The sequence below is a fragment of the Agromyces sp. Leaf222 genome (assembly GCF_001421565.1).
In the GTDB taxonomy this organism is placed as follows: Bacteria; Actinomycetota; Actinomycetes; order Actinomycetales; family Microbacteriaceae; genus Agromyces.
The window spans coordinates 746,204-766,301 of sequence record NZ_LMKQ01000001.1 but is presented as its reverse complement, the minus strand read 5'-3'; the positions used below and the strand labels follow the sequence as shown (position 1 = coordinate 766,301).

Genomic DNA, 20,098 nt, shown 5'->3' with positions numbered 1-20,098 from the left:
CGAAGCGATGCGATGACGAAGGCGCCGTCTCCCCCGCGGGGGCGGCGCCTTCGTCGCGACCGGCCCCGAACCGACCACCGACCACCGACCACCGACCACCGACCACCGACCAGACCCAACCGAACCGAACCGAACCGAACGAACAGAGAGACCGATGATGCGCTCTTCCGAACCCAGTGATCGAACCCCCGCGCGGCACGCGCGCGGCACCAAGGCCCGGCGTACCGCCGCGGCATCCGTCATCGTCGGCGCCGCCGTGGCGTCGACCCTCTTCGCTGGCATGCCTGCCGTGGCCGACACGCCGGCGCCACTCGAGCCGATCGCGTCGTACTCGTTCGACGACGGCACGCTGCAGGACGGGGTCGGTGCGGCCGACCTGACCGCCTCAGGCACCGCAGCCGTGGTGACCGACGCCGATCGGGGCAAGGTGCTCCGCGTCGACGGCACGACGAACGGCTTCGCGGCGTTCCCGCGGGGCTTCTTCGACGGCCGCACGAACATGACCGTCTCGATGGACGTGAAGGGCGAGAAGACGAGCGGCAACTTCTTCACGTTCGCCTTCGGCACCGACACGACGAACTACTACTACCTTCGACTGCGCGGGGCCGAGGTGCGCAGCGCCATCACGAAGGCATCGTGGCAGAACGAGTCGGCCGTCACCGGCGCGACCACGAACGGGGCATGGCACCACTACGACGTGGTGTTCGACGGCACGAAGATGACCGTCTACGTCGACGGCGCGAAGCTCGGCGAGAACGCGGCGCTGAGCACGACGGTGGCGGGTCTCGGCTCGAACCAGTACGGCTACCTCGGCAAGTCGCTCTACGCGGCCGACGAGTACTTCAAGGGATCGTTCGACGACGTGCAGGTGTTCGACCGGGCCCTCTCGGCATCCGAGGTGCTCACGAATGCCGGCGCGACCGACCAGTTGACGGACCTCTCGCTGACCGACCCGACGCAGCTGAAGCTCGGCGCGATCGTGAACGGCACGACGCACACGGCGATCCTCCCGGTGAAGCCGGCCACGGATGTCTCGGCGCTCGCCCCGACGTTCGTCGCCGCCGCGGGCGTGACCGTCTCCCCCGCGTCGGGCACGACGGTCGACCTCACCTCGCCGGTCACGTACACCCTCACGGCGCAGGGCGGCGCGACCTCGACCTGGACGCTGTCGGCCCAGTCCGTGAACAGCCCCGTGCTGCCGGGGCTGTACGCCGATCCGAACATCGCGGTGTTCGGCGACACGTACTACATCTACGCGACGACCGACGGCACCGCCGGCTGGGGAGGCAAGGACTTCTACGTGTGGAAGTCGGGCGACCTCGTGAACTGGACGCGATCCGCCCAACCGTTCCTCACCCTCGACGGCGCGAACGGCAACGTGCCGTGGGCCACGGGCAATGCCTGGGCCCCCACGATCATCGAGCGCGGCGGCAAGTACTACTTCTACTTCAGCGGGCACAACGCGTCGCTCAACCGCAAGACGATCGGCGTGGCCGTGGCCGACAGCCCCGAGGGTCCGTTCACCGCCCAGCCGACCGCGATGGTGCTGAACAACGAGGCCGTCACGTCGGGCCAGGCCATCGACCCGGCCGCGTTCCACGACCCGGTGTCGGGCAAGTACTACCTCTTCTGGGGCAACGGCAGCCCGGTCTTCGCCGAGCTGAGCGACGACATGCTCTCGCTGAAGCCGGGCACGATCGCGGCGATCAGCGGGCTCACCTCGTTCCGCGAGGGCACGTTCCTGAACTACCGCGACGGGCTCTATCACCTGACCTATTCGATCGACGACACCGGCTCGGAGAACTACCGGGTCGGCTACGCCACCTCGACGAGCGTCACCGGACCGTGGACCTACCGGGGCGTGATCCTGGCGAAGGACCTCTCGCTCGGCATCAAGGGCCCCGGACACAGCTCGATCATCAACGTGCCAGGCACCGACGACTGGTACATCGCGTACCACCGCTTCGCCATGCCGAACGGCGACGGCACCCACCGCGAGACGACGATCGACAAGCTGACGATCGGGGCCGACGGACTCTTCCAGGTCGTGCAGCCGACGCTCACGAGCGTCGCGCCGCAGCTGATCGGCGGGCAGGTCGAGGTGTCCGCCGTGGCGACCAGCCGGTGCGTCGCCGGCAAGGCGGTGCTCGCGGTCACCGCGACGAACGGCTCCGACGAGCCCGTCGCCGTCGACATCCAGACGCCGTACGGCACGAAGCAGGTGGCCTCCCTCGCCGCCGGCGCCTCGGCCAGCGCGAGCTTCTCGAGCCGACTCGTCGCGCTGCCCACCGGCGCGGCGACCGTCACCGCGATTGGTGCCGACCCCTCGGCGACCGACACGGTCTCGGCCGGATACGCCGCCCGGAGCTGCGGCTGACCCGAACCTCCGACCGTCCACCGACGTCCTCCTCGAGTTCGCGGTCGCCGCCGCGCGCTGATCAGGTGTTCGACGACGGGTCGGATGCCGCGACATCCGACCCGTCGCCCTACCCCGATCGTCGCCGACCGGCCATGATGTATCCATGAACGGCCACGTCGGCGAGCGGGAGCGCGTGCGATGACCGCCGCCCCCGACCAGCACCGGCACCCCGGGGTCGCCCGATTCATCCCGTTGCTGGGCTGGATCCGCGGGTACGACCGCCGGTGGCTCGCGGGCGACCTGATCGCCGGGGTGACGGTCGCGGCCCTGATCGTGCCGAAGAACCTCGGCTATGCGGGCATCGCCGGGGTGCCGCTGCAGAACGGCCTCTACGCAGCCGCGGCCGGCGCGATCCTGTACGGGATCTTCGGAACCAGCCGCCAGATCTCCATGGGACCGAGTTCGGCGCTGGCGGCCGTCGCGGGCAGCGCCGTGCTCGCCACGGGACTCTCCGACCAGGCGCAGATCGCCTCGTTCGTCGCGGGCATCACGCTCGCATCGGGCGTGCTCTTCCTGCTCCTGTTCGTGCTCCGGATGGGATGGATCGCGCAGTTCCTCTCGCGGGCGGTGGTGACCGGGTTCCTGTTCGGGGCCGCCGTCGACGTGGTCATCTCCGAGCTCCCGAAGCTCACCGGCACCGACCCCGAGGGGTCCAACGCGATCCAGGAACTGTGGTCGTGGTTCGGCACGCTCGACGAGACGCACCTGACCACGCTGATCGTCGGGGTCGTGTCGCTCGTCGTGGTCTTCGGAGTCGGCCGGGTCGCGCCGCGGATGCCCGGTGCGCTGGTGCTCGTGGTCGGCGGCCTGCTCGCCTCGTGGCTCCTCGATCTCGGGGCCCGCGGCGTTGCGCTCGTCGGCGACGTGCCGCGGGGCCTGCCCTCGTTTGCGGCGCCCGACCTCGGCCTCATGTGGGACAACGCGGCCACGGTCGGGATCGCCGCGGTCGCGCTCGTGCTGATCGGCTTCTCGCAGACCGCCGGCGACGCGAGGATGTTCGCTGCCAAGCACCGCTACCAGGTCGACATCGACCAGGAGTCGATCGCCCAGGGAGTCGCCAATGCCGGGGCCGGCCTCTTCCAGGGCATGCCGGTCTCGACCAGCCTGTCGGCGAGTTCGCTCAATGACCACGCGGGCGCCCGAACCGGACTGGCGTCGATCACCTCGGGGCTCACCGTCCTGCTGACCCTGCTGGTGCTGGCGCCACTCTTCTCGGGCCTGCCCAAACCGGTCCTCGCCGCCCTGATCATCGAGGCCGTCGTGATGGGCATGATCAACATCCCCGAGATGCGCCGTCTCGCCCGCGTGCAGCCCTTCGACTTCTGGATCGCCATCGCCGCGATCATCGGCACCCTGACCTTCGGCGTCCTCGCGGGCGTGATGATCGGCATCGGACTGTCCGTCCTCTGGCTCATCGGAGTCGCGACGCATCCCAACATCGCGACCCTCGCACGGCAGCGGGGCACCCAGGTCTTCCGCGACATGAGCGAGCATCCCGCCGACGAGCAGATCCCGGGTGTCGTCGTGATCCGGATGGACGGCGGCCTGTTCTTCGCAACCTCCGATGCGCTCGAGGACCGGGTCCGCGAGATCATCCACTCGACGCCCGACCTCACCGGGATCGTGCTCGACTGCGCGGGCATCAACTTCATCGACTCGCAGGGGTGCGCCAAGATGAACGACATCGTCGTGCTCGCCCAGGACTCCGAGGTCACCCTCCGCCTCGCCCGCCTGAAGCCGGTCGTCAGCGCGACGCTGGCTCGCGACGGGGTTCTGCAGCGCATCGGCGCCGACAACATCCACGGCAACGTCGACCGGGCGGTGCGAGCGCAGCTCGAGCACCCGGGGCCACCTCCGGGCGCAAGCGGTTCGACGATCGCGTGAGTTCAGCGGACGCGTGAGCTCGACGGCCGCATGAGCTCGGCGATCGAGGCCCATGAGGCGCCCCGACGGCCGCGTTCAGGCTTCGGTTGCCGCCGCATCCGCTCCGGCCGCGAGCTTCACGAGGTGTGCATGCGCGTACTCGCAGATGAGCGCGTGTCGATAGACCATGCGGGGTACGTCGACGTTGGAGTCCATCCAGACGGTCAGCTCGCCGTTCTTCCAGTGCCGGAACGTGTCGTCGTCGCAGAGCACAGCCAGGATCTCGAGGAACGAGTCGTCGAACCGCATCGAGTGCACCGCCCGGCGATACTCCTCCATCGTGAGCGCCATCGAGAACGGGATGTTCATGACGCAGAGGGCGGTCTGGATGTCGAGGCGCAGCAGTCGCAGCCGTCGCCGTTCGGCATCGATGGGCGGGATGTCGAGCTCCGCGAAGTCGAGCCGGGCCGGTGGCGAGGGCGGCGCCAGCGGCACGCCGTCGAGCGCGATGAGCACGTCGTAGACGTTCACGTCGTGCTCGACGACCGCGTGGTCGCCGAGTTCGGCCAGGCTCACGGGTCGCAGCGTGACCGGCGGGATCGCGGCATCCGTGTTGCGCAGCACGAAGTTGACGAGGTTCGTCTCGATGACGAAGTGCCGGATGAGCAGTTCGACGGCGTCGGGTGAGACGAACCGTCGCAGGTACCAGATGCAGAGCGCGTCCATCGTGGCCAGCGGCATCCACCGGAACGGCAGCACGCGCTTCACGGCCGAGATGAGCGCGACGACGACGCGCGAGAACGGCCGTGCGAGCGGGTACAGCCAGCGCCGCGAGAGCCGCCGCTGGTCGGCGATGATCTTGCGCACGACCGCGCGATCGATCGGCACGGCGGGGTCGACCGCGACCGCCGCCCACATGCTCGGGTCGGATCGCACGGGCTCGGCCATCAGCTGTCCAGTTCTTCCAACTGCAGCGCGTAGAGGCGGGCGACGACCTGCGCGCAGCGCACGATCTCGTCGGCGGCGGCCTCGTCGATCATGCCGGAGGTGAGGATCGCCTCGAGGGCACCGGTGTGCTCGCTGTCGGCCTCCTGGTGGTACTGCATGAAGTGCACCTGGTTGTCAGCGAGCCCGAGCACCTCTTGGAAACGCTCGGCCCACCCGGCCGCGCGCTTGGCCCCGAGCCCCTCGATGATGAACATCGCGCCGAGCAGACCGGTGGGGTTCGGCCGGTCGGCGTAGTGGAACATGTAGCCCGACAGCGCCTCGGATCCGAGGTTCTTGCGGCCGGCGCGCAGCTCGGCGAGCGACCCGCCGATCGCCACGTAGTCGCGCTCGAGCATGAGGTAGTCGCGGTGCTCCTCCTCGGCGTGGCGGATCGCCGCGGTGCGCAGCTCGAAGTGGTCGATGTCGAAGTTCGACGCGGCCCGCGAGATCCACGGCGAGCCGTCGACGACCTGCTGGCGCAGGTTGAAGAGCAGCCGCTCGTAATCGTGCAGGGTCACCGTTCCGGCCTCGAGTCGGCTGAGCACGGGCACCCGCGCGAGGCGCTCTTCGAGCTCGACCCAGACGTCGGCCAGCCGGTCGGCGAGGCTGTCGGCGACGGATGCCGCGGCATCCGCTGTGCTGATGGTGGTCGTGTCGGTCATGCTGCTCCTCGGTGGTCGGATGCGGGCTGGTCGGCGGTCTCGGTGCTGCGGTGCGGTCTGCGGACGGGGTCGCGCAGTGGTCAGGCGGGCTGCCCGGGCGGGGCGACCACGGTGAGGTGGGCGAAGGCGAACGAGAAGCGGCCGGACTCGGGCACCGCGAGCAGCACCGTCTCGCCCGGTTTGAAGCGGCCGGTGCGCCAGGCCTCCTCGAGCGCGATGAAGATGCTCGCCGAGCCCGTGTTGCCGCGCGTCTCGAGGTTCGAGTACCAGCGGTCGGTGTTCAGGTTCGGGATGCGGCGGCTGAGCGCGTCGAAGGCGAGGTCGCGGAACGCGTTGGTGCTGTAGTGGCAGACGACGTGGTCGAGGTGGCTGACGTCGACGAGGCCGATGTCGACGAGCTCCTCGAACTGCCTGAACCCCGCCTCTGCGAGGTCGTCGAGCATGCTCACGTCTTGGCGCAGCACGAACATGCCGGCCGCCTCGGCATCGGCGATGTCGAGGTCCTGCCAGGTCGCGCCGACGGTCGGCTCGGCTCCGCTCATGCCGGCCCGCATGCACACGTCGTGCTCGTGCGCGAGGCTGACCTGCCGCACCCAGTCGACCCGAAGCGACGGCTTGGTCGGATGCGGCTGGAACTCGACGATGGCCGCGCCCGCGCCGTCGGAGAGCATCCAGCGGAGGAAGTGCGAGTCCATGCCCGCACGGATGCCGTCGAACCGCCGCTGTCGCAGGCTGCGACTCGGGAGCTCGGAGCCGACGACCGCCGCGCGCGGGTGGTCGCCGAGCCGGATCTTGCTCACGGCCGCGTCGAGCGCCGCGAGGCTCGAGGCGCACACGCCCGACATGGTGAGCGTCTGCATCGGACCGCCGCCGAGCCGCCCGTGCACCATCGAGGCGAAGCCGGGCACGAGCACGTCGCCCATCGTCGTCGCGCAGGCCAGCATGCGCAGGTCTTCAGCCCGGATGCCGCGGTCGTCGAGCGCCGCCTGCAGCGCCTTGACGGCGAGCTGCTCGTTGAGCTCGGTCGGCTCGCCGTGCTCGTCGAGCGCGTAGTGCCGCTGCCGGATGCCGTTCGCCTCGAGCACCCGGCGCCGGATGCGCTCGGTCACCGCATCGTTGCCGCCGAGCCTCGCCGCGATGCCGTCGTTGTCGACCGGATCACCGGGGAGGTATGCGCCGAAGCCGGTGAGATACGCGGTCGCCGTTGAACCCATGGGGAGACCCTAGGGCACGAGATGCGTCATGGGCGTCGCCATGCATCGTTCTGTGCAGATTCCGAGAACGCGCGCATTCTGGGGAGAGCCCGCGTCGGCTCAGGGTCGCAGCATGACCTTGCCGATGCGACCGGCGTCGAAGTTCGCGCGGCTCGCCTTCGCGATCTCGTCGAACCCGTAGACGGCCTCGACGGGCAGCGTGATGACGCCTTCGCGCAGACGGGTGAATACCTCGCCCATGAGCCGGGCGCGATCCTCGGCCGCCATGGTGGCGCTCACCCGACTGCCCCAGAACCCCTTGACCGTCGCCTGCTTGAAGATCACGTCGCCCGAGGGGATCTGCATGACCGGCGACGCCATCGCGCCGAAGACCACGAGCGTGCCGTTCTCGGCGAGCAACGAGAGCACCTGGCCGCTCGCGGCACCGCCGACCGCGTCGACGCCCACCCGGATGGGGGCGCCGCCCGTCACCTCGGCGACACGCTCACGCCAGCCCTCGTCATCTGTGGCGACGATGCTGCCGATGCCCTGCCCGGTGAGTTCGTCGACGCCCGCGGCACGACGCACCAGCCCGACCACGTTGATGCCGCGAGCGGGCGCCAGCTGGGCGAGCAGTCGCCCGACCGCGCCGTTCGCCGCGTTCTGCGCCAACCAGTCGCCCGGTTCCAGCGCGAGCGAGTCGAGCAGGCTGACCGCGCTGAACGGCATCGCCACGATCTGGGCGGCGACCTCGTCTGGCAGACCGTCGGGCAGCGGGATGAGGCCCGCGGCAGACGCGATGAAGTACTCCGACCAGACCCCGGGCGTGCCGCCGGTGACGACGCGCTGCCCGACCGAGAGGTGCTCGACGCCCTCACCCAGTGCATCGACGACGCCGAGCGCCTCGGTGCCGCCGATGGCCGGCAGCTCGGGCTTGTAGCCGTACGTTCCGCGAACCGTCCAGAGGTCGTGGTTGTGGATCGGCGAGAGCAGCAGGCGAACCCGCACCTGCCCGGCACCGGGCTCGGGGATCGGGACCTCCCGCACCGACAGCTCCTCGGCCGGGTCGCCGAACCGGTCGTGCACGAGTGCCCGCATCATCGACTGCTCCATCTTGCGCTCCTCTGCTCGCCTGCTCGCCGCCGTTCCCGGCGGCACTTGACCATCCAACGCCCCGGGTCTGGGCGTTCGCCGAGCACGGCCAACGCCCCGGGTCTGGGCGTTCGCCGAGCACGGCGATCGCCGTCCGCGCAGCCTCAGCCCCGGGGCGTCCACCCCGACGGCAACGGGCCGTCGATCTCCGCGCGCTCGAGGTCGGCCGCCGCAGACCAGCCCTGCGCGGCATCCGTCGTGTCGAAGCCGCCGCGCGCGACCCGGAACCCGACGTCTTCGTGGTGCATGCGCGGCGCTCCCCCACGGCGCACCGAGGCGCGCACGCTCCACGCGTCGTCGGCGTATCCGCCGCCGCGGAACACCCGGTAGGCGTCGTAGCGAGCCGGATCGAGCAGGTCCCAGCACCACTCCCAGACGTTGCCGAGCGTGTCGAAGAGCCCGTTGAGGTTCGGATGCTTGCCGCCGACGTCCTGCGGCGCGGTCACGCCGTCGGCGCTCGTCCAGGCGACCTCCTCGAGCGGACCGTAATGCGGACGCGTCGAGCCCGCCCGGCACGCGAACTCCCACTCGGCCTCGGTCGGCAGGCGGAACCCGTCGGCGTCGACATGCCAGGTGACGTCTTCGCCGTCGTACGTGTAGGCGGGCTCGAGGCCCTCCCATTCGGATGCCGCGTTGCAGAACCGGATCGCCCGAAGCCAGCTCACGTCGGTGGCCGGACGCCGCGGATGCGACGCCGTCTCGCCGAGCATCTCGGCGAGCTGCTCCTGCGTCACCTGGTAGACCCCGAGCTCGAACGGCTCGAGCTCGACGCTCCAGCGCACCTTGCGCCGCGCGTCGTGCAGCGCCACGGTGCCGCCGTCGATGCGCGCCATCTCGATGTCCGTCACCGGGGCAGTCTCGCACGCCCCGGCGACGACGGCGCCCACGATGACGCCACCGACGTCGTCCGTGTCAGTCGCGTGCCGCCAGTTCGTCGGCCGACGCCCGAGCCGCCTCGGCGGTGCTCGCCGCGGCATCGCGTTCCTGCTCCCGCTCGCCCGCCGTGCGTTCGGATTCGGCGAGCGCCTGCTCGGCCTCTGCGAGGCGCTGCTCGAGCTCCGTCAGGGCTTTCCGCAACTCGTCGCGAGCAGAGGCCGCCTCCTTCACCGCGGCATGCGCATCATCGACGCGAGCGGATGCCTCGTCCGCGGCATCCTCCGCCGTCGACGCCGCCTGCTCGGCTTTCGCGACCTCGGCGGCCCGCTTCGCCGCCTCGGCCTCGTCGGCCTTCCGCTGCTTCTTCGCGCGATGTTCGCCGACCTCGTCGTGCGGCGCAGGTCGGCTGGAACGGGCAGAGCCGTCGGCCCCCGACCAGGCCGCCACGGCGTCGGTCAGATCCACCTCGGTGCCGATCGCCTCGAGACTGCGGGTGAGCCGCCCGGTCAGCAGAGCTTCGGATGCCGCGGCATCCGTCATCGCAGCCTGCAACGTGTCGGCGACGTCGTCGAGCACAGGCCCCCGCACCGGGTGCCCGAGTTGCTCGGCGAGCTCACCGGCATCCTGTGCGAGCGCTCGGACGACCTTGCGCCGCTCTTTCGCGAGCGCGACCAGGGCGGATGCATCGACCTCCGCCTGCGCCTCGCGAAGCTGCTCGCCGAGCTGCAGCAGCTGCGCGAGCTCGTCGCTGCGGTGGCGCGCGAGCTGGTTCACGAGCCAGGCCGGAGCCGATGGCCGACGGAGCTCGCCGACCGCGTTCGCGAGGTCGCGGTCGCTCCCCCGCAGTTCCTTCGCCCGTGCGTTGCGGGCCGCCGTGAACTCGTCGGGCGGCAGCTCGTACAGCTCGTTCGCGAGGTCGGCGAACGCGTCGTCAGCCATGCCGTCATCCTCCCACCAGGCGTCGCGCGCCCGCCGATGCGTCGCGCCCGGGTCGGTCAGGTCGGGTCGGTCCGCCGATCAGGTGGCCGGCTCGCTCGTCGGCGTCGCCGAAGGGCTCGGCTCGGGATCCGGCGCGGTGAGCTCGGCGATCGCACGCTCGAAGGCGGCGATCGTCGCGGCGTCGACCGCACCCGTCGGCTCGACGCCGAGCTCGGACTGGAACGCCTGCAGCGCCGCGGTGAGCTCGTCGGTCCACACCCCGTCGACCGGTCCGTCCCAGAACCCGGCGAGCTTCAGTGTCTGCTGCACCGCAGCCGTCGACGCCAGCGAGTCCTGTGCGGCCGCGCCGCCGAGCGCCACGAGCTCGGCCTGCAGTGCCGCGGCAGTCGCCTTGTCGACCGTGCCCGTGACCGGCAGGCCGTTGGCTTCCTGGAGGTCCTCGATCGCCTGCACGGTCATCGGCCCCGAGACGCCGTCGACGGTGCCGGCGTAGTACCCGGCCGTGGCGAGGTCCTGCTGCAGTGCGAACGTGTACGCGCCGACCGCCGCCACCGCCTGCACCTGCTGGTCGTCGGTGAGGCATCCGGCATCCGCGAAGAGCCGAAGCCACGCCATCTCGAGCGCGACGACGGCGCTGTTGAACTGCTCCGATGCGTCGGCCAGGGTCGTCTGCTCGGTGATCGCCGCCTGCGCATCATCGAAGTCGGCGTCGGCCTGCTTCACCCGGTCGACGGATGTCGCGGGTGCCAGCGGCGTGGCGGTCGGGGGCTCGGCAGGCTCGGCGACCGAGGGCGTGCCGGTCGGACCCGCCTCGGCCGCGGCCAGCGCCGCCTGCGCCTCGACGAGCTCCGTCTGAGCGGCCACGAGCGCCTGCTGCGCGTCGACAGCAGCCTCGGCGCCGTCGAACGCGTCGTCGCGAGGAGCGGCGAGGTCGGCACCTGCGTCACGCACGTCGCCGACGGTGGGCGCGGTGTCGTTCAGCACGTCGCCGTACCGGTCGAGGGCGTCGATGTAGTCGCGGCTCGCGCCGCAGAACTCCTTCGACGCGGAGTCGAACTCGGCCTGCGCGCTCGCCACGGCCTTCTCCTTCGCGCTGACCTGGGCCTTGGCCCGCTCGACGCTGTCGGCGCCCTCGGCGCATCCGGTGAGCGCCACCACGACGGCGATCGAACCCACCGCCGTTCCGAGGAACCCCGACATCCTCACGCGATCCATGTTCACCGAGATCCCCCGATCATGTGCTGAAACGTGCTCACATCATGGCACCGGGGCGGCTCGCGACGCGGGACATTCAGCCCCGACTTCCTCCGTGCATCAGGCCCTCGATCTCCCACCGACCGACGATGCGTCGGGCGCGCGTGGCCTCGACGCCATCGAGCCGGTCGAGCAGCGGCAGCGCGACATCCGTCATCAATGGATCGATGAGCTCTCGCACGCCGGCCGAGCGGAGCAGCTGCTCGAGTCGCGTGAAGTCGCTCACGAGCAGCGTCGGCACCTGCCCTTGGAGCAGCACGACCGCGGCGAGCCGGCGCTCGAAGACCGGCACAGACCACAGCTCCGATGCGAGCGCGGTGACCTCGTCATGCGTGAGTTCCGGATGCCGCCGGCGGGCGTCTCGCACCGCGCCCCGCACCGCACCCACCGAGGCGCCGTAGAACCGCAGTCCGCCGCCGATGCGCTCGGCATCAGCGCTCGCGCGCTCCTCGGACGCCTCCATCTGGAGGGTGCGGTCGATGAAGTCGGCGGCGGGCGTGGTCACCCTTCGATTCTGGTGCCGGGTGACGACGCTCCTGCCGCACCTGCTCGAGCTGGGGAGACTCTCCGTCGGCCCGGCGACGGTGGACCCGTCCTGAATAGGATGTCCGGATGCGTCTCTTCGACCACATCGGCATCTCCGTCGACGACCTGCCCCGCTCGATCGCCCAGTTCGACCCGGTGATGACGGCCCTCGGCTGCACGCGACAGGACGCCGACAACGGAGTCTCCTGGTACCGGGGAGAGGACGAGCTGATCCTCCTCCCCACCCGCGAACCGGGCAGCGGGCCGCACCGGCACGGGCGCGTCGGCTGGCAGCACCTCGCGTTCCCCGTCGACTCGCGCGACGACGTCGACCGCCTGCACGCGATCGCGATCGATGCGGGCTGGACGGCGGTCAGCGGACCGAAGGTCTTCACGCGATTCAGCGATCGCTACTACGCGTCCTTCGTCGAGGACGACAACGGCATCCGCATCGAGTTCATGTTCAACCCGCCGCGGGAGCCCGCCGCCGACTGAGTCCTCATCGACGCCGTCATCGAACCAGCGCTGTTCTCGATCGAATTCAGGCGCCGGTCTCGGCAGGTACGCCGGTCTCGACGGGTGCGCCGTTCGCCAGCGCCTCGCGGCGCCCCCGTTCCTGAGCGTCCCGGACGAGTCGCTCGACCTCGCGCGCCTGTCGTCGTCGGCCCAAGAGGAGGGCGCAGACGATGAGCGCCCCTGCAAGCAGGATGAGCAGATGCGGCCAGGGCATGGTCCACACGAAGATGTCCTGCGAGATGGGCGCCATGGGCTCGACTCCCCCGTCGGGCTCGACGACCATGGGCCGGAATTCGACCGGCACGATGGCGAATCCCAGCGGCCAGACCTCCGAGACGTGGACGATCGTCGATCGCCGATCTCCAGGAAGGAGTTGGACGGGGTCAGGCGCTCCGGACTCCTCCGATCCGGACTGCGTCCCGCTCTCCGCCGTGGAAACGGGCACTTCGAGTCGAACGTTGCCGGAGTTCTCGAGCTCCGTCGTCACGTCTATGGCACCAGGCGCGAATGGGTTCCACGAGAGGTCGTACCCCGCGCTGATCGCGGCCACGTTCAGGGCCGGCCGCAGTTCTCCGGACACACGGGTCATCACCCGGAATCCGATCCGGCTCTCCACGCCGAGGCGAGTCCCCGTCTCCGATGCGTTGACGGAGTAGACCGAGGCGGCGATGCCGGCCGCATGGTCCCCTGGCGTTGCGTTCGCCGGCACCTTCACGGTGAACGGCACGATCTCCGTGCCGGCGGGTGGCACGGTGACCGTCTCGGCGACGTCGATCCAGGTGCCCGCGTCGGTCGAGTCCTGGTCGGATGGCAGCATGTTGAATCGACCGGTCGACGTGAGATAGCCATCCGCAGCGGTCAGCGTGAAGGTGATCTCCTCGGCGCCGAGATTGCGCACAGCCAGATGATCGATGGTCGATTCGCCCGGGTCCAGTTCCAGTTCGACCCACGTACGGCCGTCGGGCCCGGCCTCGTTCGCCGGGCTCGCCGCCCACGTGATGGTCGGGTCGTCGGCGGCGAAGGCCGCTCCGGCGCCGGCACCGGCCAGCTGCATCACCAAGGCGGCGAGGGTCGCGATCATCGTCCTTCCCCACCCCGCTGCCGTGCGCCTGCCACGCTCGGGATCGGTTCTCAAGCTCGCGCTCCTGTCCAATCGTTCACTCCTTCTGCCAACCCGTCCGCCTCTGCGTCGAGACGAATGCCCGGGGTCGCGGCTGCGCCGCAGACCCCGGGCATGCCCTCGCTATTCGAAGAGCGAGAGAGTGATCGTTCCTGAGTAGTTGCCGGGGGCAACAGTGGCAGGAGTGCGGAGGAACAGGTCCGCGGTTGCGGTCCACGACCCTTCGGGTGCGACGGCCTCGGAATCGAAGGCCATGGCGAGCAGCTCCTGGTCCACCACGCCGACCGCGTTCGGACCGGAATCCAGCACCGTGTCGACCTGGTCGCCTGCGGCGACCAGACCGGACTCACCACCGTCGATCAGCGATGGCGCCCAGCCCAGGTGCCCGGCGTCGATCGCAGCCTGCCCGGCATCGCCGGTGAAGTCCGACGCCGAACCCAGCACGTACCAGAAGGCCCCATCCGGGATCTCCTCCGCCGTGCGCGTATCGGTCACCGTGACCGTCGGCAGCGACCCGGTGAACTGACGAACCGTGTCCGTCGACCCGTCTTCCGTCAACGACGTCGAGGACCCCGCCACGCTCATCGCGAGCACGCCCGGCTCGTCCAGCTCGCTGATCGCGACGTTCACGTCGACATCCGAGTCACCGTACTCATCGGCGATCGCGGTACCCGCGATCCCCACCAACAGTGCTGCACCGACGGCCACGGCCGAACAGCGTGCAAACATCCTTCGCTTCTCCATCTCAAAGCTCCTTCGAATCAAGGCCGACATCATGTCGGCACACAATCGGGTCACGGTGGCCCGGCGGGAACCCCCGACGGGCCACCGTCGTCAGCTAGCCGCAGGACTTCGCGTCGTACGGTGCTTCGACTTCGACCGACACCGGCGCACCGTCAACGGATGCGGACACGTGGGCTGTCACGGATGCGGCAGGCACGTTCGTCAGCCGCGTGGTGAAGGCGTGCACCGCGTTCTTGCCGGGCGCGACCGAGGCGAACGACTTCGCACCGAACGACGAGTCGAACGAAACCGAGATCGCCACGTCGTCGTTGTTGGTCGCCTGAGCGGTGACCACCGCCTTGCCCGCGACGCACCTCGTGCCCGCGATGACGGCGACATCCAGCGATGGCGCGGCGTCCGCCTCCGCGAACTCGATCGTGTCGACCTCGAAGAGGTCGCCGCTCGGCCCGGTGTACGAGAAGTACACGTCCTGGCTTCCCGTCGCTCCTTCGAGCTCGGCGGTCACCTCGGTCCATGCGCCGGCCGCGCCGTCGACCTCGATGGTGCCCGCGACAGGACCGTCGGGTGCACCCAGGCGGACCTGGATCTTGCCGCCGGTCTGGAGGGGCTTGACCTTCGCCGTCACCGTGGCAGCACCGTTCTCACCGAAGGCGACCGACGACAGGCCGGTCCAGTCGCCGTTGTCGACGTCCTTCACCACGAGGTTCGGAGCGGTTGCACCGAACTCCGCGGAGCCCCCGGCGACCTTCGCCGTGGCGATGCCCTTCGTCCAGCCGAGCGTCTCGGCCTCGAAGACGCGGAACGGATCGAAGTCCCGCACCTGGTCGACACCGGCGTAGGTTCCGACGACCTGGTTGACGGTGCCGTCCTCCTTGAAGGTCAACTCCTCGATGTGAGCGCTGCGATAGCCCTGGGTGGTGTTGCCGTTGATTCGCTTGTTCAGCGTCGGCGCGTGGTACGTGAAGTAGTACTTGCCCTCGTACTCGAACACCGACTGGTGGTTGTTGCCGCCGGTTCCCGCTCCGAAGAACTGCGACTGGTTCGGGAACATCACGCCGGCGTAGGCCTCCTTCGGCCAGGACATCGGGTCCTCCGACATCATGTAGCCGATCTGGCCGCCACCGGGGTAGCCGGCCAGCGGCGTCTGGTTGCCGCCGAAGTCGGAGCCGCCGAAGTGCGACGAGTACGACAGGTAGTACTTGTCGCCTCGCTTGAACACCTGCGATGCCTCGAACGCGACCGGCGCGTCGACGACGGCGGCCGTACCCTCCGTGGAGACCATGTCGTCGCCGAGCTCGATGACGCGGATGTTCTTCGGGTTGTTGAAGCGTTCAGCCGCCGGCATGCTCGTCGAAGCCGGCCCACCACCGAAGAAGAGGTACTCCTCGCCGTCGTCGTCGACGAACGGAGCGGGGTCGAAGAGCCAGGAGACCCCCTGCGCCCCGGGCGTGCTGCCGTTGATCAGCGTGCTCGTGCGCTCGCTGGTCCAGGGTCCGATCGGGCTGTCGCCCGTGATCACGTTGCTCGAGCCACCGCCGTTGGCGTAGTACAGGAAGTACTTCTCCACGCCGTTGACGACCTTCTTGGCCATGCCGGGAGCCCACGAGTTGCCGGTGAACGGCGCGACTCCGTTCGGACCGGCGACCTGGATCTCGCCGTGGTCGGTCCAGTTCACGAGGTCCGTCGAGGAGATCAACGTCACCTGGTTGATGGAGCCGTAGTTGATCCCCGCCGAGATTCCGGTCACGGGGTCGGGCGCGTAGCCCTGGGTGTCGTTCGTCATGTACATGTACACACGGCCGTTGTCCACGAATCCGAAGCCGTCGGCCCCGAACTTGTGCCCGAGGAGCGGGTTGTGCTCACCGGGGAGCTTGCCGACGACCTCGATGGTCTTCGACGGCGCCGCGGGCGGCGGTGCACCGATCACCGAGACGTCGTCGAGCTTGAAGTCCATGAGGTGCGTGTCGGGTGCCGTCGACGGCGTCTGGGTCCACGGCGTCTCGAAGAAGAGGCGCGCGGTCGAGACGCTCTGCCCCGCCGGGATGGTGAACGTGCCGTTGAAGTACGCCCACTGTCCCTTCGTCGCCGTCACGTTGACGAGGTTCGTGTACGTCGATCCGCCGTAGTGCATGGTTGCGAAGAACTGCTTCGTCGCGGGCCCGTTGGCATTCTCGTACTTGATCCGTGCCTTGAGGGCGTAGGTCTGCCCCGCGCTGACCTTGCCGGTCAGGTCCTGCATCGGACCCGACCCGGTTGTCGTGCGACCGGTCACGCTGGCCGCATTCGCACCCGAATACGCATCGGTCGTCGTGGCGAGCGTCCCCCCGTCCGTGCCGTTGCCGTTGTTGACGAACCAGCTGGTCGTCCCATTCTCGAAGCCGCCATTGAGGATCAACTCCTCCTCGGCGGCGTACGATGTCGTCGCAGCGAATGATGCGGTCATCAGCGCCGCCAGAGCCAGACCTGCCAGGGTCCGTCTCGGCACGCGTCGCCGCCGTTGTTGTTGCAGTTCCACGAATCCTCCTTGATTGATGTGTCGTGGAGCGGATGGAGCACCGGTCGCGAGCCGTTCTCGAGACCGGGTTCCGAGCGGGTGGGTCCCGGTCACTCGGGGCCCACCCGCCCAGGTCAATTGCAGGCGTGCGCCGCGTAGGCGGCATCCGCCTCCACCGTCACCGGCTCGCCGTCAGGCGCAGCCGAGACCTCGGCGGATACGGCACCGGCGGGGATGCTCGCCTGCCGGGTCGTGAAGGCATGCACCGCGTTCTTGCCGGGGAGCACCGAAGCGAACGTCTTGGATCCGAACGCCGATTCGAACTCGATCGCGACCGGCACCGCTTCATTGTTCGTCGCCTGGATCGTGACCAGCGCCTTGCCCGCCACGCAGCGGGTTCCGGCCGTCACGTCGACATCCAGTGATGGGGTCGCCGGCTCCAGCACGCCCAGTCGGGCGAGCTGGTAACTGAGTGCCCGCTCGGGCGCGTCGATCTGGTTCTGGGTCCCCAGCTCTGCAGCCTTCGCGGATTGCGCTTCGGCGAGCGCATCACGCATCGACGTCCACGCCTCGGCCGGGTAGTCGCCCTGGTCGAGCGTGCCCGCGTGGGCGATGGCCGCATCCAGGTCACTCTCGTCGAGCGGCTGGTTCTGCGACGTCAATGCATCGCTCAGGAGGAAGCGGTCGAAGTCGACGTGGCCACCGGCCTGCTGGGTGGCGTAGTTGAACAATCCGACGCGATGCCCCATGAAGTGCGTGAGTCCTCCGTCGAGCCGCAGCGGCCCGACCGCATCTCCGAGCTGCGTCCATGTCAGGCCGTCGAGGCTGAAGTAGAAGGTCGTGAAAAGTTGACCCGACGTCCTGGCGAAATCGAGATCGGCCTTGAGGTGGACCTCCGATGCCGCACCGAGCGTCGCAGAACGGCCCGGGAGGAAGCTCTCGATCGCCGCCTGGTCGATCGAGGATGCGAACGGCTGGCCGCGATGGACGACGCCCACCGTATTCACCCCGGCGACGCGTTTCACGGCGACGTACGAGAAGTCGCGGTTGTAGGCGGCGAGGCCGGCGACATCGCCGTCCTTCATTCCCGAGATGTCGAGCTTCGTCTCCACCGATTCGCGCGGCCCGAAGGTGCGCTGCGACAGGGTGTTGCGCGCCTCCTCGAGCCACGTGAGCTCCCCGCCCGAGTTGCGGTGCGCATACGCGCCGGTCACGACCTTGCCGGTCGCCATCCTCAACCACCCGTCCCGGTCGGTGAGCGACCAGTACCGGTTGTCGGGCGCGTGGTTCCACTCCCAGACCAGGTCGAGGTTCGACCCGTTCGGAGCGACTTCCTCCGCCTGCGCGACTTCGGTGGTGACCGGGCGCCCGACGAGTGACGCATCGTCGACCGTGAAGTCCATGAGATGCGTGTCGGGGGCCGTGGAGGGCGTACTCGTCCAGGGTGTCTCGATGAAGATGCGCACGTCCGAGAGCGCCTGCGAGGCCGGAATCGTGAACGACCCCGACACCTTCCCCCAGGTTCCCCGGGTGAGGTTGGTCGCGGGCGAGAGGTTCGTGTAGGTGGTGCTGCTGCCGCCGTAGCGCGCGGTGAGGTAGAACTGCTTGGTCGCCGGGCTTGCGGGGTTGTCGTACTTCACCCATGCCGAGACGTCGTACGTGACCCCGTGCTGCACCTTGCCGGTCACATTCTGCGCGGGACCCGAACCGGTGGTCACTCGTCCGCTGACCGCGACAGCCGAGGTTCCGGTGTGGGCGTCCGTGCTGGTCGCGAGCGTCGCGGTGTCATTGACGCTCCACCCCGCGGTGCTTCCGGACTCGAGACCGGGATTGTCGAGAAGCTCGACGCCGATCAGCGACTCGTCCAGGTCGGGCGGGGTCGGGATCGTCCACTGCTCGTCCTGGTAGGACCGGTGCGGCGCGTCGTTGTCGAAGTCGTCGGACCCGACGATGCTCTTGAGCCGCTCGAAACGCTCCTGCTCAGGGGTGAGGCTGATCGGCTTCTCGAAGGCACCGTTGACCGGAACCACGCCGTTGTTTCCGAACGTGGGCCATCCGTCGCTCCACGTCGCCGGGATCAGGGCCGGAGTACGTCCGATCGGGAAGTTGTCGCGGAAGAAGAACCCGTACCAGTCGTCCTCGCCCTCATCGTTCGCGATCGGTACGAGGCTTCCCTGCGCGAACCCGTTCGAATTCAGCGCGCCTCGAGACTCGTATGGGGCAGGAGCGTTCGCGAGCCGACCGAGCAGCTCGGTCGAGCGGAACATGGCGACCTGTCGGCCGCTACTCGGCCAGGTGATCATCACGACGTAGTAGTAGCCGTCGATGTAGAACGCCTGGGCGCCCTCGAAGAGTCCGCTGCTGCCGACGTACGGCTGGCTCGCGAAGTCACTGCGCTGGATGAAGTTCGGGAAGTCCTGCTCGATCGCCGTCAGCGTCGAGTTCAGCCGCACTGCGCTGACGCCGCCGTAGATGATGTACGGGACGCCGCCGTTCGCGTCGTCGAAGAACAGCGAGGGGTCGTGGAGGCTGCGGCCGAGCGCCGTCCGCGTCCATGTCCCGTCCTCGATGTCATCGGTGCGGTAGATGTACGCGCCGCCCAGGTTCAGTGAATTGATCAGGACGTAGAACGTGCCGTCGTGGTAGCGCAGCGAGGACGCCCATTGTCCTTGCCCATAGGAGTTGGATCCATTGCGCAGTGAGAACGCATCGCCGATGTCGAGGCGGTCGAACGCGTAGTTGACGATCTCCCAGTTGACGAGATCGTACGACTTCATGATGGGCGCCCCAGGGCTGAGCTGCATCGTGGTGCTGATCATGTAGTAGAGGTCGCGCCCCTCGTCGTTCTCCGACGCGGGTACGCGTTCGACGCTCACATCGGGGACGTCGGCGTTGAGCAGGGGGACGGTATACGTCCCGTCGCCCTTATCGGTCGTCGTGTACGACGAGTCGGGGTTCCATTCCTCCGCGGCCTGCGCGACGGCGGTCGTCGCGAAGAGGCCGACACTGGCCAGGAGGCCGGTTGCGGCGAGTGAGACGAATCTCAGCATGCCCTTTCTGTGAGACATGTGCGTAGGCGATGGTCGTCCGACGGACATTGATCCTCCTTGATCAATACACAGGGCGACGCGTCGGCATCCGATCGCGTGGCGCTCGAGAGAGGTGGGTCGTTCGCGATCAGTAGATCGATAAACCTTGAACCCGCTGTGAATGTTACCGGGAACAGTCGGACGCGTACAAGGCCCAATCGCAGCGAGTCGAGTCGGACCTCGGGCCCGCCCCGAACGCGCCCGGCTTTCGGTCTCCGATCCGCCGCATGCTCTCATGCTGTCATGCACCCTCGCAGGTGAAATG

Annotated in this window: 15 protein-coding genes; 3 read left to right on the top strand and 12 right to left on the bottom strand. The window is 69.0% G+C overall.

Translation table 11 applies throughout. The features are described 5' to 3' along the window. Positions 1 to 157 precede the first annotated feature (157 nt). Both ASE68_RS03320 and ASE68_RS03315 read left to right on the top strand, forming a co-directional pair. Positions 158 to 2,377 carry a family 43 glycosylhydrolase gene (locus ASE68_RS03320; protein ID WP_162238241.1) on the top strand — a complete coding sequence of 740 codons (2,220 nt, stop codon included), beginning with the start codon at positions 158 to 160 and terminating at the stop codon, positions 2,375 to 2,377. Positions 2,378 to 2,557: 180 nt separating this feature from the next. Then, a complete protein-coding gene (locus ASE68_RS03315) occupies positions 2,558 to 4,303 on the top strand; it encodes a SulP family inorganic anion transporter (RefSeq protein WP_055855144.1) in 1,746 nt (581 codons plus the stop codon). Positions 4,304 to 4,378: 75 nt separating this feature from the next. On the opposite strand, the gene ASE68_RS03310 is transcribed toward ASE68_RS03315, so the two are convergent. From ASE68_RS03310 to ASE68_RS03275, 8 genes are all read right to left on the bottom strand, one after another. After that, entirely contained in the window at positions 4,379 to 5,230 is an 852-nt protein-coding gene (locus ASE68_RS03310; RefSeq protein ID WP_055855143.1) for a hypothetical protein, read from the bottom strand. Continuing rightward, positions 5,230 to 5,931: an iron-containing redox enzyme family protein gene (locus ASE68_RS03305; RefSeq protein WP_055855141.1), complete on the bottom strand. Its 702-nt coding sequence runs from the start codon at positions 5,929 to 5,931 to the stop codon at positions 5,230 to 5,232. The genes ASE68_RS03310 and ASE68_RS03305 overlap by 1 nt, the downstream gene beginning before the upstream one ends. A gap of 80 nt (positions 5,932 to 6,011) precedes the next feature. Next, positions 6,012 to 7,145, bottom strand: coding sequence for a 3-oxoacyl-[acyl-carrier-protein] synthase III C-terminal domain-containing protein (locus tag ASE68_RS03300; protein ID WP_055855139.1), 1,134 nt, complete (start codon positions 7,143 to 7,145; stop codon positions 6,012 to 6,014). Positions 7,146 to 7,244: 99 nt separating this feature from the next. After that, positions 7,245 to 8,222, bottom strand: a complete 978-nt coding sequence (locus ASE68_RS03295) for a zinc-binding dehydrogenase (protein ID WP_055860598.1) — start codon at positions 8,220 to 8,222, stop codon at positions 7,245 to 7,247. Between the two features lie 158 nt (positions 8,223 to 8,380). Then, on the bottom strand, positions 8,381 to 9,124 hold the full coding sequence (locus ASE68_RS03290) for an SUMF1/EgtB/PvdO family nonheme iron enzyme (RefSeq protein ID WP_200921662.1): 744 nt from the start codon (positions 9,122 to 9,124) through the stop codon (positions 8,381 to 8,383). Positions 9,125 to 9,188: 64 nt separating this feature from the next. Beyond that, positions 9,189 to 10,091, bottom strand: a complete 903-nt coding sequence (locus tag ASE68_RS03285) for a hypothetical protein (RefSeq protein WP_055855137.1) — start codon at positions 10,089 to 10,091, stop codon at positions 9,189 to 9,191. A 78-nt stretch (positions 10,092 to 10,169) separates the two neighbouring features. Beyond that, on the bottom strand, positions 10,170 to 11,306 hold the full coding sequence (locus ASE68_RS03280; protein ID WP_055855135.1) for a peptidoglycan-binding protein: 1,137 nt from the start codon (positions 11,304 to 11,306) through the stop codon (positions 10,170 to 10,172). A 76-nt stretch (positions 11,307 to 11,382) separates the two neighbouring features. After that, the gene (locus ASE68_RS03275; RefSeq protein WP_235480748.1) at positions 11,383 to 11,850 is read right to left on the bottom strand and encodes a DNA alkylation repair protein; all 468 of its coding nucleotides are present in this window, start codon (positions 11,848 to 11,850) and stop codon (positions 11,383 to 11,385) included. A gap of 107 nt (positions 11,851 to 11,957) precedes the next feature. Between ASE68_RS03275 and ASE68_RS03270 the strand changes: the two genes are divergently transcribed. Continuing rightward, complete coding sequence (locus ASE68_RS03270) at positions 11,958 to 12,365, top strand: VOC family protein (protein WP_055855134.1); 408 nt, start codon at positions 11,958 to 11,960, stop codon at positions 12,363 to 12,365. Positions 12,366 to 12,411: 46 nt separating this feature from the next. On the opposite strand, the gene ASE68_RS03265 is transcribed toward ASE68_RS03270, so the two are convergent. The 4 genes from ASE68_RS03265 to ASE68_RS03250 form a co-directional block, all read right to left on the bottom strand. Beyond that, entirely contained in the window at positions 12,412 to 13,467 is a 1,056-nt protein-coding gene (locus ASE68_RS03265; RefSeq protein ID WP_055855132.1) for a WxL protein peptidoglycan domain-containing protein, read from the bottom strand. Between the two features lie 162 nt (positions 13,468 to 13,629). Beyond that, positions 13,630 to 14,250: a hypothetical protein gene (locus tag ASE68_RS03260; protein ID WP_055860591.1), complete on the bottom strand. Its 621-nt coding sequence runs from the start codon at positions 14,248 to 14,250 to the stop codon at positions 13,630 to 13,632. Between the two features lie 94 nt (positions 14,251 to 14,344). After that, positions 14,345 to 16,693 carry a family 43 glycosylhydrolase gene (locus ASE68_RS03255; RefSeq protein ID WP_082461942.1) on the bottom strand — a complete coding sequence of 783 codons (2,349 nt, stop codon included), beginning with the start codon at positions 16,691 to 16,693 and terminating at the stop codon, positions 14,345 to 14,347. A 185-nt stretch (positions 16,694 to 16,878) separates the two neighbouring features. Further along, positions 16,879 to 20,082: a family 43 glycosylhydrolase gene (locus ASE68_RS03250; protein WP_235480747.1), complete on the bottom strand. Its 3,204-nt coding sequence runs from the start codon at positions 20,080 to 20,082 to the stop codon at positions 16,879 to 16,881. Between the last annotated feature and the right edge of the window lie 16 nt (positions 20,083 to 20,098).

What these genes read in the sequence shown, in the direction of transcription:
- ASE68_RS03295 (WP_055860598.1), bottom strand. Translation starts at nt 8,222, where the DNA reads ATGCGGGCACTCGTGCACGACCGGTTCGGCGACCCGGCCGAGGAGCTG.
- ASE68_RS03300 (WP_055855139.1), bottom strand. Translation starts at nt 7,145, where the DNA reads ATGGGTTCAACGGCGACCGCGTATCTCACCGGCTTCGGCGCATACCTC.
- ASE68_RS03305 (WP_055855141.1), bottom strand. Translation starts at nt 5,931, where the DNA reads ATGACCGACACGACCACCATCAGCACAGCGGATGCCGCGGCATCCGTC.
- ASE68_RS03270 (WP_055855134.1), top strand. Translation starts at nt 11,958, where the DNA reads ATGCGTCTCTTCGACCACATCGGCATCTCCGTCGACGACCTGCCCCGC.
- ASE68_RS03255 (WP_082461942.1), bottom strand. Translation starts at nt 16,693, where the DNA reads ATGACCGCATCATTCGCTGCGACGACATCGTACGCCGCCGAGGAGGAG.
- ASE68_RS03285 (WP_055855137.1), bottom strand. Translation starts at nt 10,091, where the DNA reads ATGGCTGACGACGCGTTCGCCGACCTCGCGAACGAGCTGTACGAGCTG.
- ASE68_RS03260 (WP_055860591.1), bottom strand. Translation starts at nt 14,250, where the DNA reads ATGGAGAAGCGAAGGATGTTTGCACGCTGTTCGGCCGTGGCCGTCGGT.
- ASE68_RS03265 (WP_055855132.1), bottom strand. Translation starts at nt 13,467, where the DNA reads ATGATCGCGACCCTCGCCGCCTTGGTGATGCAGCTGGCCGGTGCCGGC.
- ASE68_RS03315 (WP_055855144.1), top strand. Translation starts at nt 2,558, where the DNA reads ATGACCGCCGCCCCCGACCAGCACCGGCACCCCGGGGTCGCCCGATTC.
- ASE68_RS03310 (WP_055855143.1), bottom strand. Translation starts at nt 5,230, where the DNA reads ATGGCCGAGCCCGTGCGATCCGACCCGAGCATGTGGGCGGCGGTCGCG.
- ASE68_RS03320 (WP_162238241.1), top strand. Translation starts at nt 158, where the DNA reads ATGCGCTCTTCCGAACCCAGTGATCGAACCCCCGCGCGGCACGCGCGC.
- ASE68_RS03280 (WP_055855135.1), bottom strand. Translation starts at nt 11,306, where the DNA reads ATGGATCGCGTGAGGATGTCGGGGTTCCTCGGAACGGCGGTGGGTTCG.